This window comes from Candidatus Hodgkinia cicadicola, from assembly GCF_002774925.1.
The window spans coordinates 1-17,919 of the sequence record NZ_NXGO01000030.1 but is presented as its reverse complement, the minus strand read 5'-3'; the positions used below and the strand labels follow the sequence as shown (position 1 = coordinate 17,919).

At 28.0% G+C, this 17,919-nt stretch carries 12 protein-coding genes and 1 rRNA gene; 6 read left to right on the top strand and 7 right to left on the bottom strand.

The window, feature by feature from the left end:
* The first annotated feature begins 91 nt into the window (after positions 1-91).
* Positions 92-715 carry a 30S ribosomal protein S4 gene (gene rpsD, locus MAGTDC_RS02010; protein ID WP_146656848.1) on the top strand — a complete coding sequence of 208 codons (624 nt, stop codon included), beginning with the start codon at positions 92-94 and terminating at the stop codon, positions 713-715.
* Between the two features lie 468 nt (positions 716-1,183).
* On the opposite strand, the gene MAGTDC_RS02005 is transcribed toward rpsD, so the two are convergent.
* The 4 genes from MAGTDC_RS02005 to MAGTDC_RS04625 all read right to left on the bottom strand — a co-directional run bounded on the left by MAGTDC_RS02005 (position 1,184) and on the right by MAGTDC_RS04625 (position 5,704).
* Positions 1,184-1,669, bottom strand: coding sequence for a cytochrome c oxidase assembly protein (locus MAGTDC_RS02005; protein ID WP_192573088.1), 486 nt, complete (start codon positions 1,667-1,669; stop codon positions 1,184-1,186).
* 47 nt (positions 1,670-1,716) lie between these two features.
* Positions 1,717-3,354: a cbb3-type cytochrome c oxidase subunit I gene (locus tag MAGTDC_RS02000; protein ID WP_146656846.1), complete on the bottom strand. Its 1,638-nt coding sequence runs from the start codon at positions 3,352-3,354 to the stop codon at positions 1,717-1,719.
* A complete protein-coding gene (gene coxB / locus MAGTDC_RS01995; RefSeq protein WP_146656845.1) occupies positions 3,344-4,123 on the bottom strand; it encodes a cytochrome c oxidase subunit II in 780 nt (259 codons plus the stop codon). Before coxB ends, MAGTDC_RS02000 begins: the two co-directional genes overlap by 11 nt.
* Positions 4,124-5,506: 1,383 nt before the next feature.
* Positions 5,507-5,704: a hypothetical protein gene (locus MAGTDC_RS04625; RefSeq protein ID WP_192573087.1), complete on the bottom strand. Its 198-nt coding sequence runs from the start codon at positions 5,702-5,704 to the stop codon at positions 5,507-5,509.
* Positions 5,705-8,525: 2,821 nt separating this feature from the next.
* On the opposite strand from MAGTDC_RS04625, the gene MAGTDC_RS01990 reads away from it, so the two are divergent.
* The 5 genes from MAGTDC_RS01990 (at position 8,526) to MAGTDC_RS01975 (ending at position 11,994) form a co-directional block, all read left to right on the top strand.
* A complete protein-coding gene (locus MAGTDC_RS01990) occupies positions 8,526-8,885 on the top strand; it encodes a 50S ribosomal protein L20 (RefSeq protein ID WP_146656844.1) in 360 nt (119 codons plus the stop codon).
* A gap of 1,356 nt (positions 8,886-10,241) precedes the next feature.
* Positions 10,242-10,430, top strand: coding sequence for a hypothetical protein (locus tag MAGTDC_RS05520; RefSeq protein ID WP_146656843.1), 189 nt, complete (start codon positions 10,242-10,244; stop codon positions 10,428-10,430).
* 77 nt (positions 10,431-10,507) lie between these two features.
* A complete protein-coding gene (locus MAGTDC_RS04620; RefSeq protein WP_192573086.1) occupies positions 10,508-10,645 on the top strand; it encodes a hypothetical protein in 138 nt (45 codons plus the stop codon).
* Positions 10,646-11,336: 691 nt separating this feature from the next.
* Positions 11,337-11,540 (top strand): hypothetical protein, encoded by a 204-nt coding sequence (locus MAGTDC_RS01980; protein ID WP_278046926.1) that lies wholly within the window; start codon positions 11,337-11,339, stop codon positions 11,538-11,540.
* The gene (locus MAGTDC_RS01975) at positions 11,524-11,994 is read left to right on the top strand and encodes a hypothetical protein (protein ID WP_192573084.1); all 471 of its coding nucleotides are present in this window, start codon (positions 11,524-11,526) and stop codon (positions 11,992-11,994) included. Before MAGTDC_RS01980 ends, MAGTDC_RS01975 begins: the two co-directional genes overlap by 17 nt.
* Before the next feature lie 2,001 nt (positions 11,995-13,995).
* On the opposite strand, the gene MAGTDC_RS01970 is transcribed toward MAGTDC_RS01975, so the two are convergent.
* From MAGTDC_RS01970 to MAGTDC_RS01960, 3 genes are all read right to left on the bottom strand, one after another.
* Positions 13,996-15,201: a PLP-dependent transferase gene (locus tag MAGTDC_RS01970; RefSeq protein ID WP_146656840.1), complete on the bottom strand. Its 1,206-nt coding sequence runs from the start codon at positions 15,199-15,201 to the stop codon at positions 13,996-13,998.
* 129 nt (positions 15,202-15,330) lie between these two features.
* Positions 15,331-15,795 (bottom strand): hypothetical protein, encoded by a 465-nt coding sequence (locus MAGTDC_RS01965; RefSeq protein WP_146656839.1) that lies wholly within the window; start codon positions 15,793-15,795, stop codon positions 15,331-15,333.
* Positions 15,796-17,451: 1,656 nt separating this feature from the next.
* Positions 17,452-17,919, bottom strand: a 23S ribosomal RNA gene (locus tag MAGTDC_RS01960); the annotation flags it as partial.

The following is a 17,919-nucleotide window of genomic DNA, read 5'->3' as shown; positions in this document are numbered from 1 at the left end:
ATAACAGATAACAGTTTAATTACAAAATCCTATGGATACATTTGTCAGTTATTAATATCTTCATTGTTAATCACATTACTAAGGACCTAACATGAATAGAAGAAAAGTACCTAAATTTAAATTTGATAGAAGAATTGGTGAAAACATCTGAAACTCTAGAAGATCAAGTTTAAACAAACGAAACTATGGGCCGGGACAACATGGCAACAAACCAAAGAAACGTCTAACAGATTATGGTATTAGACTGTTAGCAAAACAAAAGATGAAGATTTATTATTCCAATTTAACAGAATCAAAATTTAAAAAAATATACATAAAAGCTTTGAAACTTAATGGCAACGTTGCTCTCAATATCGTTCGTTTGTTAGAGATAAGGTTAGATGTGCTAGTACATAGGGCCAAATTAGCTCCATCATTCAGAGCTGCCAGACAACTTATAGATCATGGTTATATACTAGTAAATAATAAAGAAGTAAACATATGTTCATATGAATGCAACGTTGGAGATGTCTTCAGAATACATCCGAAATATATTAATTCAATGCTGATAAAACAAAATATACTTAATTTTGAATTAGATGTTCCAAAACATATCGAATGTTGTTATCGATATCTGACATTTAAGTTAATAAAAATTCCGAAATATACCAATAAAACCTATCCAGTTACCATGAATCCTGAATCCATAGTAGAATTTTATTCAGGTAGATATTAATTTAATACTTTGCAAGAAAAATATAATACATATCTCATAAAAAACCTAATATTTGCCAATACCTCAAGCCTATCATATTTACAACGTTGTTCCTGATAAATAATATAAACAATCCAACTATCATGTTAATGAACATCAATGTTAATACTAACACCTCAAACTGATCATAAAAAACCAAACACTGATTAAATGCCCATTTGAGTTCCATTATCTGAATCACCAATAAAATAGACACAATAGCAATATGTAATTTATAATTTTTCTTCATAATAAAATGCATAAGCTTAATAAAAAGAGTTTTAAACACGGTATACTCAATGTTATGAAAATTACTAATCCTTTTTCCTTTAGTTAACGTGAACCTTATATTATATCTCCTATTTTTTAAATTATTAATATAAGATCATAGAACCAACATACTAGTCATCAACATCATTACCAACGTAATAAGCAGTGTTAGAATCGACTCTATCATTTTCTCATATTATTCAAAATATACGTTAAGGTTATTTTCTTTATGTTCTTAGTATCATCATCGAAGTTTATATTTGGGTCGATGTAAAACACCAACGGCAAAACAATATCAGCAAACGGAGGTATTATCATCTTGTTGTAACAAAAACATTGTAATTTATTAAAATATTTACTTGCTATAAATGGTGTGATGTTGTAAATTGCTTCACCAACAAAATAGTCGTTATTTTTGTTTCTTAGTTTATAATTGGCCTTTGTTACTTCTCCAGGTATTAAAGTTATATGACTTATACTACATCTAAAAACACATGGCAACATTTTATCTACTTGAGTAATAAATTCTATTTGAATAGGTTGGTGATGTAATTTCTTGTTAAGATTAACTCCTTTCTTAGGAGTTCCAGCTAAACCAAACTTGGAACATGTTATTTTATACAATTTTGTCATTAAATAACAGAAAACACCCATGGAAACAAACATCGCGATACTGAATCCATAAATCAGACCCGAACTTATCGATAACATCTTTATCATGGACTTTTAATACATGTTTTACCTCTAATTTTTGAATCAATAATAATATAAAAGAACAACAAAATACCAATAACACCAAAATATGCACCATATGTTGACACTTTGTTTCAACCGCTATAAGCTTCGATGTAATCTATACTCCTTCTTGGCATTCCAGCTAATCCTAGAAAATGTTGAGGTAGAAATGTTATGTTTGAAGCTATAAATGTTATAACAGCATGCAATATACATAATTTTTCACTATATGTTCGTTTAAATATTTTATAAAACCAATAATATCATCCTGCCATGGCAGCAAATGTCGATGCAACAGACAACACGTAATGAAAATGAGCCACAACATAATAAGTATCATGTAATGCTTTACTTAAAGCAGCATTAGCTAATTGTATTCCAGTTAAACCACCTGCAACAAACAATATCACAAATCCTAATGCCCATATCATAGGGGATTTCAAACGAATATTGCCACCTCACATAGTACCAAGTCAAGAAAACACCTTAATTCCGGTTGGAACAGCAACCGCCATTGTTGAGATTACAAAATATTTTATCGATTTAAATGTAAACCCTACAGTATACATGTGATGTGCTCAAACAACCATACCTATTAATGCTATAGACATCATTGATAATATCATGCCAGATCTTCCAAAGATTGGTTTACCTGAAAACTTAGATATAATTTCACTTACTATTCCAAATGCTGGTAGTATTAAAGCATAGACTTCCGGATGTCCAAAGAACCAAAACAAATGTTGAAACATCGTGGGATCACTTCCTGCTTGAGCCTCATAGAAAACAGTGTTATATCTTCTATCTAAAAACAACATTGTAACAGCACTTATTAGTACTGGCATTATTATTATTAATAATAAAGATGAAATTAACAACGCCCAAGCTATAAGTGACATTTTAACAAGTCTTACTCTCCTATCTTTCTTCGTTATAATTGTTGAAATAAAGTTTGATGAAGTAATTACAGATGAAATACATGCCAATATAATTGCAAATATAACCAAATCTACTGATTTACCAGCATGGTAATTGGCATTAGATAACGGAGGATATAAAGTCCATCCTGTTGCAGAACCATAATCATTTAATGTACCTTTTGTTAACATCGATGCCACTGCAATTAAACCTGACAATACCAAAATAAAGAAAGAACATAAACTTGCTGCTTTCGAAGCCAAACCGTTGGACATAACTAATTCTGGTATTAATAAACTTCCCATACCATTGATAAGCATCGGCATTAACATATAAAATATCATTATTAAACCATGTGCTGTCATCGAAGAATTATATAAATGTTTAGCTCTATCATCTATATCCCCATCTTTATATATTAATCTGGCAATTTTGTTGTAAACCTGTATTCCAGGATGTTTTAATTCGGTTCTCATCAAGATCGATATTATCATAGCAATTGTGCCAAATATTACTGAAAAGAATATATAATATCTACCCATCCTAACATGATCCCAAAGCATCAACGAATTTATAACATTTGTAGTATATTTTCTTAGCCAATCATTAACAAATACCACAATATCATAAATATTTAATATCATTCGAAATATGTTATCTTCGATGTAATCTGTTAACTTATTAAATTTACGATCCATGTCTCATTATCCTAAATGCTTTATCTAGATCGGATTTTGCCACTTTCAACCAGTTATTAAATCTTTCTTGAGATACAGCTCGAACAGCAATTGGCATAAATGCATGATCTTTACCACAAAATTCTGAACATTGACCATAATATATACCAGGAGTACTTACCTTAATCCAAGCATCATTCAATTTTCCTGGAATTGCATCTATTTTTAACCCAAACGATGGAACAGCAAATCCATGAATTACATCATCAGATGTTATCAATATTCTAACAACCCTTCTGGTAGGTACAACAAGTTCATAATCTGTTGCCAATAGCTCAGGATAGAGACCTAAATTAGTTTTCTTGAATCCAATTCTATGTTGTGGTCTCAATATATTCGAATTGTAATTAAATCTATCACCAATTAAGTTATATTCATAGTTTCAATATCATTGATGTGCTGTTACTTTTACAGTAATAAATGGTAACCTCTTCTGAGACATCTGATACTTTAATACCTTAAACGAAGGTTCACATATACTGGATAAAATCATAATTGGTATAATTATTCATATGATTTCTAAAGGTAAATTCTTATTTGTTTGTGATATAACAGTATTTCCGTTGTTTTTATAACACAGAATTATAATTGCTATTACAACAAACACCAATATTGGAAATAATAATACATTTGTAAAACTCATAAGCTGATTTATCTGTTTCATTACTGGTGTTGCTGACCGTTGTAAACCTGTCTGTCAATTTAATGGTTTTCCAACAAATATAGACATCTTTCTACCTCAAAACCGCCAACATAGTTGGGATTAATATAGATAATAACCTGTTTATAACCAGATTTTGTTTTTTTGTTAGATAATGAATCATTTTTAGATAGATTAATTTACATAGGATGTTTTTAGTCTTTAATTTATTCCATTTCATATTTAGACATGAATAATAATTCCAATCTAGACCTTAATTCTAGTTACAACAAGATGTTCGATCAATAAGTTTATTTTTTTTATTAGCATCGAATGAATTCTTATTGATTTATCTTAATTCTGTTATCTAATTGAGAACATCAACAACCACAGATAACATCTATGTTTTTTTATCTCAACCTCATTGTGTTACGGTTAGTTAAATTCCAATCCAAACATGTCAATGTTGCTTTGTTTTTTTTCTTCAATAAACTGAACAATCAGTAACATTATATCATTACTCATCAATTACTTATTAATATTTCTCGATTTATTTCTTTGTTTCCATTAGTTAGAACATGTCGATATGTCATATACTAACAAATTTATTCTATTCAATTGTTTAATAGTCTCTGTTCATAATCAACATCAATCATACATTTAATAACATTAATCTCATTAAATATTATCAGCAAATTATACAGACAACATAAACATATACATTGAATCAAAAAAATTAATCTGTTATCTCCTACATCTATACTTTATCATTTATCTCTAACTTTTATTCCAGCACTTAGTTCCAACATTTTATTTCCTAATTCATGAGCCAATTCAATCAGATCAAACAAGTTTATAAATATTATAACCCTTAATAGATGAGATCTATTAGATCTTAAACCAAGAGGTCGTTTGTTCTTAGTGTTTTTTTAAAAAAACATTATTTAATAACTATATGCTATTAGTCTTTAATGGTTTATGGTTTTTTTATAACAGTCTATCTTCTCATAAACTATTTATACATTTGTACTAACAAAAATCTATCAAATTTTATTTTAATTCTTAGTTATCTGCATGTTGGTTTAAAACGGTCAGAGAAAACATGTATGATTCAAGGGTGACTGGACATTAACAACGGTGTAATATGTTTAGCAATTAACACGACTGGACAAAATTGAATTAACACTTCAAGAACCACCTTCTTAAACTCCACCATTATACTGCAACTGTATTGTTTAATATTATTTTTATCAATTTATATCTGTTTTCCATTTCTCTATAACTAATCTTGGCATATTAACTTCAACCAATAAACGTTTTTTTCATTTCATACCGTTTTTTGTTAAATTATTAACAACATTAACCTGATTTATAATTTTATCTTGTTGTTAAGGTTATATTTTAAAATCTTTCGAGAGTTTACTTGATTCAAAGCCATTATACTACTAACAACTTCAGTTTTATGTTAAGTATTTAAAATAATTTCTCGGTATCAGGATTTATAATAGTTTCATTCGAATCAAATATACTCACATATAGCAAATTATTAAGCTTAATCTTTATCAATTCACACTTATCAATAAATATTTCATAGATTAATCCTCTAATTCTTGACTTAAACACCAACAGCTCAATACTATTGATTGTTGATTTAATATGTCATTTTAACATAAATATCTTTTGTAATACGTTTATTTAAACAAATTTCAAGACCAACGTAGTCACTAAATACTGATAGTCCCATTTCATCAATAATCGTGTTCAAACCTCTCAAACATATGCTCGATAACACAACGTGATTACACAGTTTTATCTTCTATCAATCAAAAAAATTATAATTTAAACTATTTACTTTGTTGTTATAATATTTCATATTTAAAAGATTAAATTGTTATAATTCTTAATTTTAAATAACTATTAAAAAAAGATAAAATTAAATCATCATACCAAACGTTGTACCAAAGATAACAAACAATTGACATGTTTATAACCTCCAATCATTTATTGGTATAATAATTTATGAATTAAAATTATCTAAAACTACCTGATTATAAGCCAATCTTCAAAATATTCTTTAATTTATTACAATACCATCGAACATTATCTATCCCATTCATTGACTACTATGGTTTTTTTTCTCAACATCATGATCATATCTTTTGGATGTTGGTGTTAGTCTAAATCCAGTAATCCGATGTTTGATTCATCAACCGAAACTTCAAATTTATTCAACTATTATTCTTAAAATTAATAAACATCTTTTAAAAACATCTATTTGTATTGGTTATTATAAATCGTTTCTTTTAATGAAAACAACCAATCAACCAAATCCCAACATCTCCAACATAATTGCATCAAACACAACAGCCATTACAACGTTGTAACGTTTATTTGTTTGTTTTTATGTAGATGTTGTTGTTTTAAGACCATAAGGAACCAAATTATTACTACGATTATCATAAATATCTCAAATTATTAATACTTGAAATTAAATGAAACAAAACAAGACTCAATTATATTTAACTTAAGGCGAGAACTGATCGATTATTAGTTAATTGATATAAAAGATACAAAAGTATTAAAATAATACCTTATAGTATTAAACTCTAAAACATTTAACAAAAATCCAACCGCTATAATATATATGCTATCAAGATCGATGATCACTTTACAGTGAATTACTATATATTATAACATTTCGATTATAATCATGTAAGTTTATTTTAAAAAAAGAGATAAGTATGAATTATAAACGTTGATAACTTATAATTATCCGATACTTCACAACATTATTCTCACAACAATAACATTCATGATAAATTTGGTATTTATACCAAACTACACATATTAGTTCAATATTTTATCTGTTTGTTTGATAATTTTGATCGAATAAATTAATAAATATATTGATGGAGTAATTTATACACATCATTACTAATTGTAAATCATCTGTTATGTCAAATATGTTCAATTTATGACAGATTTATTTCAATTAAAACAATACAATATCTTACTTAAAAATAAATATTATAGAAATTAATTCATCACTTTGTTGTTATGATTGAAGTAACAAATCGATGTAAACCACATAAACACACATAATAAATTGCTCGATTTTATGTCTATTATATGTTTTGATAATTCAATATTATAACACATAGTACTAAAATTAATTAACATTTCTAAAACCAAACATGAATATTTATAATTATTTATAACATTCTACTCAAGGATATATAACCACTACATTTATATTCTTCAATTGACACCATTTTTTTTGGCATTGAATTACTTATTGAAATAATCTATTATATTTTAATAAAAAACTCAATCAACAATGTTGTTCTAGTTAAAATTAAACTAATCAATCATCAAATATATATCTGTTTCATTTCGAATTTTAATGTTTATAACATTATAACCAGATATTTTCAATATACCAAACAATTTATCTCCCCATTTCATTATTTCTATGTTACAAGTTAATGACTACTAATAAGTATAACTACCTTTTATCTATCATAAATCGTTATATCTTTAAACAAAATTGATAATAAATAATCCAAAACATGTAAATGTCTCCATAAACACACATATATATATATTAAAAATCTATACACCAAAATAACATGTTTTCGTTGTATCAAATCCTGACATATACCTGTTATTACAGAAAATAAACATCACTACTGATATAAATTGTATTAAATAACTACTAATTCCGACCCCAACACATTGTCATTGATCCAATCATTATAGTAACTTATGTAAACATTACAACAAAATCATTCACTTGTTGTTTATCTTTAAAACCCATATGAATTAATAACTTATTCATGTTGTATTTTTAAAAAAGAATATAATAACAACTACCTTAATATGTTAATGTGTAAATTATAACCAAACGGTTGGTTACCTGATCAAACGCCAAAATGTCTACCTGTTGAACTATCAATTTAGATATTTCTATAACAACTAAGTAAATATTTAAACATATAAAATGTTGTCAAACGTTGATGCATAACGATAGAAATACCATTAATAAGTTTTCAAACAACTATTAAACTAACATGATAATACCATCAGTCTCGGCAAGACTGTAATATTTATACTTAATATTAATAAGTTTTTATATTTGTTTAACTATTAAATTGAAATAAATTTACATATCTAAACCATAAATTAACTCAAATGAGATTATACGCTTGTAATCAAGGATAATAAATATAACTAAGCTTATTGTTCATCGATGTAGATGAAATCTAAGTGTTGTTACGTTTGGAATTCATATCCTACTTTGTTGTTATTTTGTTTAGATGTTATATTAATAATTAACTTTTATTAAATTTAAATTAAAAATATGTTACCGATTGATTCATTTCCATATAAAACATATAGTTGTTCTTGTAGTTTTAAATCATAATAACATGTAGTTATGTTAAATAAATTAGGAAATAGTAAACTTATATTAATGTCGGATAAATAACCATCAATGTCCAAAGTCAGTAGAGGATTAACAACTCACTATAAACATAAAGAAATTCTAAAATTAACTAAAGGTTATTATGGCCGTCGTAAATCCTGTATTAAAACAGCAAAACAAGCTGTGGATAGATCTCTAGCTTATAAGTATAAATCAAATAGATTAAAACGACGTATTGAAAAAACAAATTCAATCAAATGCCTAAACAAAGGTTCAAACGAACGATCTATTGGGTATAAACTAACAATATTTGGTTTACATAAGCTTGGTTTAGAATACACGTTGCCAATGTTAAATGAACTAGCAAGTAAAAATTTATTCTATGATGTGTTATTTAATTTATTTATTTTCTTACCAAAGATTAGTTAATTAAAACTATTCGATCGTTGGAGGTTTAAAAGAGTGTTGATTCGTTGTTGCTTGAACGTTGTTACCAACTTTGAACATCGGATTCAAGATGTTAATCTCAATCGTTATTAATTCAAATAATATCCAATAATATATTAATCACAAGTATCTGTGTTGGATTAGATCCTTTTTTTTGGTTTAATTTCAACTTATAAACTAATAGCTTAGACAGAACAATCCTTTTTAAAAAACAAATCAAATCTTAATATAAATACACTAATTTAATCCATATTACTTAATACGAACCAACGTTAGTGAGGTTTAATACCTACATGTTTAGTCGTTTGTTATCTCAATACACATATAATCTCCATGTAATACCATCTCTTTTTTGTTGTTGTATTTTATATAAATCATACCCATTTTAAGCTAATAATCCATAACTTGGATAAACAATAATATAATTATAAACATTTTTTTGCTTACATAGATAATAATATTATTAATTTCTAATAAAAATGATAAATTTATACCAACATCATTGATGGGTTACCATATTGAATCATTGATTTCTTTTGTTTACACGTTTCTCATGTTTGAAGCTTAACATTTAATTAATTTATACTACCAAGGATGGAATTGACATCGTTTGTTTGTTGTTACCCTATTATTTCTCCTTCAATTAATACTCTATGACCGTTGTTTATCAAACAAAGTGTTACATTGATGTTAAATATGACTGTTCCAATCATGACAGAATTAAATCGGTTTTAATTAAGATACTTGGAACTACATCTTGAATAAACAACACAACATCCATGCATTTAATAGTTTTAAACTTAATTGGAGTTTATATCATCCAATAATACAATTAAAATGTTTGAATTCCAAAAAAAAACAGATACATTAATTTGATATTGAACCTATTAATGTTAGAAATACTTTGATTAAAACGAACTATTAATACAGATATTTAATATTGATATGTTACAGAAACAAGAAAATGGTATAGATGTTAAGTATACATGTTATCAACGAAGTAATAGAAGTTGTAACTTTGTTGTGAACGTTGAATAGAAAAAAGGTTTAGAGTATTAGATGGACTACCATTTGCAAACGGTGAACTTCATCTAGATCACATAGTAAATAAAATACTGAAGACATTTGTATCAAGCCAATGAAGAACTTGGAAGGTCTTCGAATATCAAAAAATAATTGGGATTGTCATGAATTACCTATCGAACTACAAGTAATAGCTAAAACAAAGAAACAGAAGGTACTTATCATTTTTATGTAAGATATATTTATTGAACTGAGCTATAACACAAGGGTTGCAACTAAAAATGTTTGGAATCCGTTGTTATAAATCAAGGACAGTTGTACTTTGTAAAGCTCAAAAGATGATATACTAATAGAATTTATAACCCTGTTAAAACAGGAATGATAACGTTTGGGAAGAAATATTCAGCTTGATCAATAACAGATAACAGTAGCATACCAGATATCGATGTTATTGATTCAGTGATGGATAGTCTTGAAGGCGGGATATATGGTGTAATATCTTAAAAAAACGACAAGTTAAGATAATATCAATGCCAACATTATTAGAATTGTTAGTTAATTTTTTATTCCAAGATTCATAGATGTTAGATTCGAGAATACAGATTAGTAATTGTATGTTATGGTCGTTGCCATGAGGAATATATGTTAATGTAGCTGCAAATGGATTAAATTCTAAAAGATTAGAATATGGATCAATCTTGTTGTTAGAAAAGAAATAAGTATGAACCAATCATGGTTATATGGATCAATCCCTGCTGAAATAATGACTACTTTCAATGTTTTCAATGTTTTTAACCAAAGAAATATGCCAATAGTTGTTGATTTTAGAACTAAAACATCGATCGTTAACATAACAAACAGGTTAAACAGGTTTAAAAGGTTAACTGAATATAAAAGAAGTTTTTTTTGAACTACAACAACAAATATTTTAAAAAAAAGACAATCGATGTTATAACTAATGGTTTGGTTGGAACAAAAATATGATAAATAAACTTATAGCCTGTTCGCTTATCCATAATTGTGTTGAAGTGAATAAACGGTGGTCTTAGATCAACATGATCGAATTCTTTGATAATTAATTGTGTTAATCCTCTAATGGTATATAAGATTATATTATAACAGGAAAGTGACAATCGACAAAGATTATTAATTGTATAAAGTTTAAACCTCAATGACATAAAGAATTAATACGTTAAATTAATTTGAACAAGGGCAGATTGGATTGTGTCACATCAACGTGTTTGGGGAACACCTATTTGTTTAGTTAGAGGTTGATTTAATAAAATAATCTATGATAAAAATTTATTTTGAAGGTTGTGAGATCTATTTGAGAAAGAAATAGGATTCGTATTGATCAGAAGTTAAAATTTTATATGGCAGATATGATAGGTTCAATTGATCGAAGGTATAATGATGTCTTGGATGTATGGGTTTGATGCGGGTATTGTTTATAAATTAAGGAATGGTAGATTACCTTGGGATGTTGTTATCGGAGACATGGATCAACATAGAAGATGGTTTCAAACATTATTAATAACCAGTACTATATTAGAGGATAAAATTCTAATAAAAACCATTGATAACACATCCGTTTATCTTGAATGTTGATTTTAATAAGATGTCAAAGTCTATTGTTGGAACTTCTGTTAACAATATAATAAACAACGACCACAACGTTTCAAGAGGATGGGTTTTTGGTTTATCTGAAAACATAATAGTAGGGGGTAATTGATCATTGAAAATGGTAGAAGTGTTGTATGGAATAAATTATGTAATAAAATGAACACTTAATGTTATGGAACCTGAAACTGAATTGATTCCAAGGCTGTTACGTCAGATTGACAGGTTTGTTTTACATAAATTAGTTATTTGGAACAACAAAATCCGTTGTCTTTATGATAATTGTTTATATTATGACATATTAGATCTCATTGGAAGTATATGTAAAGATATATCCTCAGATTATTTTGAAGCATCGAAACGTTTACTATATTGTCATTTTAGATATTCTGCTAGAATGGATGAATTGTTTATATGTTATAAATTGTTGAACAACGTAGATGTGTAAATAGCTTAATCCAATTTTACCAACAACAGTATAAGAATATTTTTAATCAACTTAAGATTTGTAATTATGTTATTTGGGATTACCTTCAAATTGATTTAATTCTACGATAACATTACAGTTTGAAGTTATAAATCTAATAAAGGATGTAGTTAATGGTATCTTATTTGATAAGGATTTAACAAAAAAAAATAAATTGGTCATAGTAACGGTAATAGTAAACGATATCAGTAAGTTAAAGTTATTCAAAAAATATAAGTTCCAACGATATATCTGGGTATATTAAATTAAATATTATTTATTCAAAGAAGAATAACGGAGGATAAGGATGTTGGGATTAGTGATTTTGTTTGAATTAAGATTGGTATAAATATCAGAATTTATGTAATAAATGTAGAAGACTGTCTAATAGACAGATGTAAGTAGTCTAAATTGATGTTTGGTATGAGTTTTAGAGAATTAATAGACTAAAAAATATTTAAATTAATTAATATGTAATGTATAATGGGTGTGATCGGATTTTGGTTTTACTAAAAGATAACAAATATTTCAATTAAATGCAATTGATCATAGAAATGTTTTTAAAATTCTAAGAACAGCTCTAGTTTTAATAAGTTTTTAATAACTTAACGTTGTTTGTTTTTAAACTGAATTTTATTAAAAGTTCAATAAATTTGGTAGTTAATACAATTGAATTTAAATTGACATTCAATCAGATATATATTGGATAATCTATTAGCAACAAAATAATATAAATATCTAAAATGAAGTGATCCTATGTTTTCTAATTATATTAAGATGGTTAACTATTAAGCCAACGAAGTGATGATTTCTTGAATTCCGATGCATATTACACCGTTGTAAATCATAATAGATCTCAAACTGAAATGTAGATTTATGTTGAATATAAATTTATGTAAATTTATGAACATCGAAATTAAACTTTAACGTTAATACCGATTATTACTTTATAATTTCTCTCATGTTTAAATATATTTAGTTTTTTTAAAACTTTGTTAGGTTTAGATGTCAATCTAATAAATTTAATAATTGATTAATGTTCGAGTCAATAATTTTGTTTGTTATTAAGTTGTTAAGTTTTGATGCGGATCTTCTTAATGATTCTGTTCATGTTTTTTTTTAAACATGATGTTGTTTGTTAAATCTTCGAGCAATTGATGGCTCTTTCTGGATTATTGTTTCAACTTGTTTAAGTTCTAACCTTTTGTTCATAAATTCTAAGCATAAAAGAGTTCTTATCTTAAAGGAATAATCTATATTCCATACTTCAAATGTATACATTGAGATCTTAAATCTAAACATGGTAGTGTTGAGATGTTTCTATATGTGTAGATGTTTTCGGTTGTTGGATTCATAGATTCGTTTATCAAAATATATATAGTGTTTCCCAATGTTTCGTCTATGTTGCTTAATATTATTGATGGCAATTAATTTAATCGGATTAATGTACTTCACCCATTAACAAGTTCATCTTTGAATAACAGGTGGTCACTTGAAAGGTCAAGTTAGTAAAACTCGGGATCGGATGTTGGATTAAATTAGGTTCTAATCAGAATAGTTAACAGTTTGAATTTTTATTACCAACATCCTCATGGTTTTTTTTTGTTTGGTATTAATTTAATTTAATATTGACATAAGTACCTGATGTTTTGTTATGTTTAGATCATTTTATCTTATAATCTTGTTGTTAACGGTAAGTTTTACTTATGTTATTACATCTAACATCGATTATTATTAACAAACTTGTAGTTGTGTTGTTTTTTCGTTGTTTTAAATTATTATTAATAGTATTTTATAATTATAACATAAAATTTATATATATTTCAATGTGTTTATATTTTCGTGGGAATGGATTAATTACTATTATTCTGTTGTCCAGTTTTGTTTAATCTACTTGTTTTTACATCGTTGTGATTTTTAATAGCAGTTTAATAAAGATTTTGTTTTGGATTTAACAGTTTATCTCTAAACGTTTGATCGGATTTATGTTTTCTTGTTGTTAACATGTTGAAACGAATTATCTAAATCATTTATCAAGTCGTTAATGTCTTCGAAGCCGATCTGTAACCTTATGATCGGGGTGTTGGTTATTCCCTTGAAATGTCGATGTTTAGTATCAGCTATTGCTGCTAAGCTTTTATATCCTCCTCATGACCATCCTAATCCAAATATTTTAAGACCATCTAATAATCTCTTATAGTCTTCAATTTTGTTGCTTTTGAGAGTAAACGATATTATGCCATTACTTAATTTGTAATCTCTTTTCCAAAGTTTATGATCCGGAGATCATGGTAAAATCGGACTGAATACATGACTAACATAACCCGATGTGGTTAAATATTTACAAACCTTAACAACAGAATTATGGTGGTAATATAATCGAACGAAGACTGATTTCAGATTTTTAAGAACCAAAGTGCAGTTATAACTACTACTTGTTGTTCCGATAAGCCTTTCGAAGTTATTAAATGCCAATGAAAGTTTTTTTGTTGTAGATACCGATCCAATAACAACGTCCGAACATCCTGTTGGGTATTTGGTTAAAGCACAAATCGATATATCGACTCCTTGTGTTATTGGTTTATATATTAAGGGTGTTGCTCATGAATTATCCATTGATATAACACATCTGTTTGAACGTTGTTTTATGTATTTACAGATCGAATGAATATCTAATATCTCGAATGTATTCGAACATGGTGATTCCAAATGAATTAACTTGGTATTGGTTCTAAGTAATGTCTTTAAGTTATATTCATCTCTTGGATCGAAGAAATCAACATGGACATTGAATCTCGTTAATAACATCTTACAGAATTGTTTTAAAGGATTATAAACAGAATCCACTACCAATGCGTGGTCGTTTGGCTTTAGTATACATAGAAACGTTGATGTTAATGCCATTAATCCCGAACATGTTACCATTGTCTTATCGGATCTTTCCAACATGCTAATAGCAACACATAGATCATTTGTTGTCGGCGTACCATGTGTTCCATAGGTATATTTTTTGTTATTCTTTATCATCTCGGATGTATTTCTGAATAAAATCGTTGATCCATTAACGAGGATGTTGTTCACGAATCCGTTGTCCATATCATCGAATGTTTTTATTAAAGTGGTACTATCAGCTAGATTGTTGTGGGTGTTTGTTTTAATTTTGTTCAAGTAATCTATTCTGTTAGTCATTTATAGACTGTTATCAGATGGGTAGATGGATTCGGATTGTCACTTTGTTGTTTTTTGACCGAAGATATTTATCTTCATAATTAAAATCTGGAGGTTGGTAACCAAAATTATCAAATGGATTAAACATGTTTATGTTTGGTCACTGTTTCGGTCTCCGTTGTCTTCTTCATCTCCATTTTTGGAGTTTTCTCTATAATCCTCATAGTAATTCTCATAATATTCCCGTTCATCTTCTCGGTTACATAGATCATTGAAGAGTTTAGCTAAAACGATGATGTAAAACGTTAACCACCTATAATCTGTCAATGAATATAACAGAATTGATATTGGATTTAAAATAATCGTTATTTTGTTTCAAGTTCATCTTATTATTTTCTTTGTTTTTCGTTTTAATCTTCTTATTAGACGATAAAATGGTTTTAATTTGTAATTTACATACCATCAGCAAACAAAAATACCATAAATCAAACGTATGAGTATATTGGTTAAACTTATTGATGTTATTTTTGTAAATCACTTGCTTATAACGTTTCTAATATGTGATAGATCTTCACATCAGAGGGTGTATTCTTTTATCAGTATAGTTCTAATCAAAGAGATGTTTATTTGTATAAGGTTCAGTTGTTAATTTAATAAATTATTTACAAAGCGGATGATAAAATCCAATGAATAGAAAGTAGTGGTTGGTATGTTTAAGTAATATTTGATGGGATGTTGTTGTTAAGTAATTAAAGGCCAACGGTTATATGGTTTTTTATAGCATTTAATAATGTGGTTATTATTTCGATGATCGGATTGTTCTGGTTTTTAAACAACATGTATAAGGTAATTGATATTCCAAATGAGGAGTTAATCGTCTTGTTACAACGTTTGGTCCGAACATCTTTGGGGTATAAATCGTTGATTAAGTTCAGATTTGTATTAAACGGGCTTTTGATGTTGGGTTTTTGTTATTCAATAGTAATTTATAGGGATAAATTGGCCAACGAGATCATGATGTTAACATATACATGGACTACTTGGTTAATCAACTTTTGTTAATATTAATAGTTATAAAGTATACTAATCAATAATATCGATGTTGGAGGTATAATCTTGGAATTAAAGATTCAGTTCGAACATGTATGTTTATTTTTTGTTTCTGTGATAACATCCGATGTTTCGGTTTAAGTTCTAAAACATAAATTGTATCTATGTTATGGCGGTTTGATCAAACATCCAATGAAAACATGTCAGTTTTTAGTATTATGATAGATGTTACCATGTAATCCACAACATGTTGACAACTTTTGTTCGGTTGTTGGTGTTTTAATTCTTAATTAGTTATATAGTAATCTTCATGGAAGATCTGTTCATTTTATTGGTTGATAACTAGAAAACAACATGGTTAAAAAGAAGGGGATGGAAGTATTAAGTTTGGTGTTGGTGTGGATGTTGTTCGATTAGACATAACGTCGGAATTTGTAAAGTTATTGAAACATCCATGGTTTAACCAATTGAATAATTACCACTATAGGTATACTCGGACATATTATTAATAGGAATTAAGAACTAATGGTGTTGTTGGCCATGGGAACGTTGTAGTTGCTAAACGTTTTAACATTTAAATTGTTGTAATGATCTGATCTATGACTGGAGGAAACAATTGGTTGGCTTTGGGTAGAGGTAATTGGTAGTTTTGTTGATGTTTGGGCGTTTGTGTTGTCAGTTTAAATAGAAGAAAGGGTTATAAAAGAACATACAGGATATAAAATGTTATAGTTATGGTATGTTTTATGAAGATAATGAGGTTATAAGTAATAGATCAGTAGATATTTAGTTGAGATTGGTGTTGTGGTTGAGATGTTTTGTTATGTAACTGGTTGAAGGATTTATTGGAATTAGAACTGATACTTGTGAGAAATAATTGTGTTCATGGATGTTGTGTCGATGATGTGTTCGGTAGGTTTTAGTTCTTTAGATTTATTTAAGAATTAACAATAAAATAGTATTGAATGATACAACGAAGACATGGATTTGATTCTGTGATTAAAAAAAAACATGAATCTAATGAGATCTATCTGTATTGTTCCATATGTGGAAGATGAAATACCCACCAGTAAAACCTTCAGTCCTATATATTTGATTTAAAGGACAACAAGGTGTCTAAGATTTTAACTATTCATGCTCAACATGGTAATGCGTTGTTGTTCTTAAACTAAATTACTGAAAGGCATAAGTATTTACTTTTCCAGTTTTGTTGTTAGCAGTTTGTTTATAGTTTTCGAGATATTAGTACCAGTTAGCTGAAATATGTTACCATACTTACACATCTGGCCTATCAACGTGATAGTCTATCACTTCTCTTAATAGAATGTTTTTTCGGTTTAGCTTCCGGCTTAGATGCTTTCAGCAGTTATCTATTCCATACTTAGCTAACCTGCCATGCCGTTTGGCAACGACAACAGGTAGACCAGAGGTATGTCCATCTCGATCCTCTCGTACTAGAGACAGGATCCGTCAACATTCTTTTTCCCACGGCAGATAGGGACCGAACTGTCTCGCGACGTTCTGAACCCAACTCACGTACCGCTTTAAATGGCGAACAGCCATACCCTTGGGACCTTGTTCAGCCCCAGGATGCGATGAGTCGACATCGAGGTGCCAAGCAACCCCGTCGATAAGAACTCTCAGGGGTTATTAGCCTGTTATCCCCGGCGTACCTTTTATCCGTTGAGC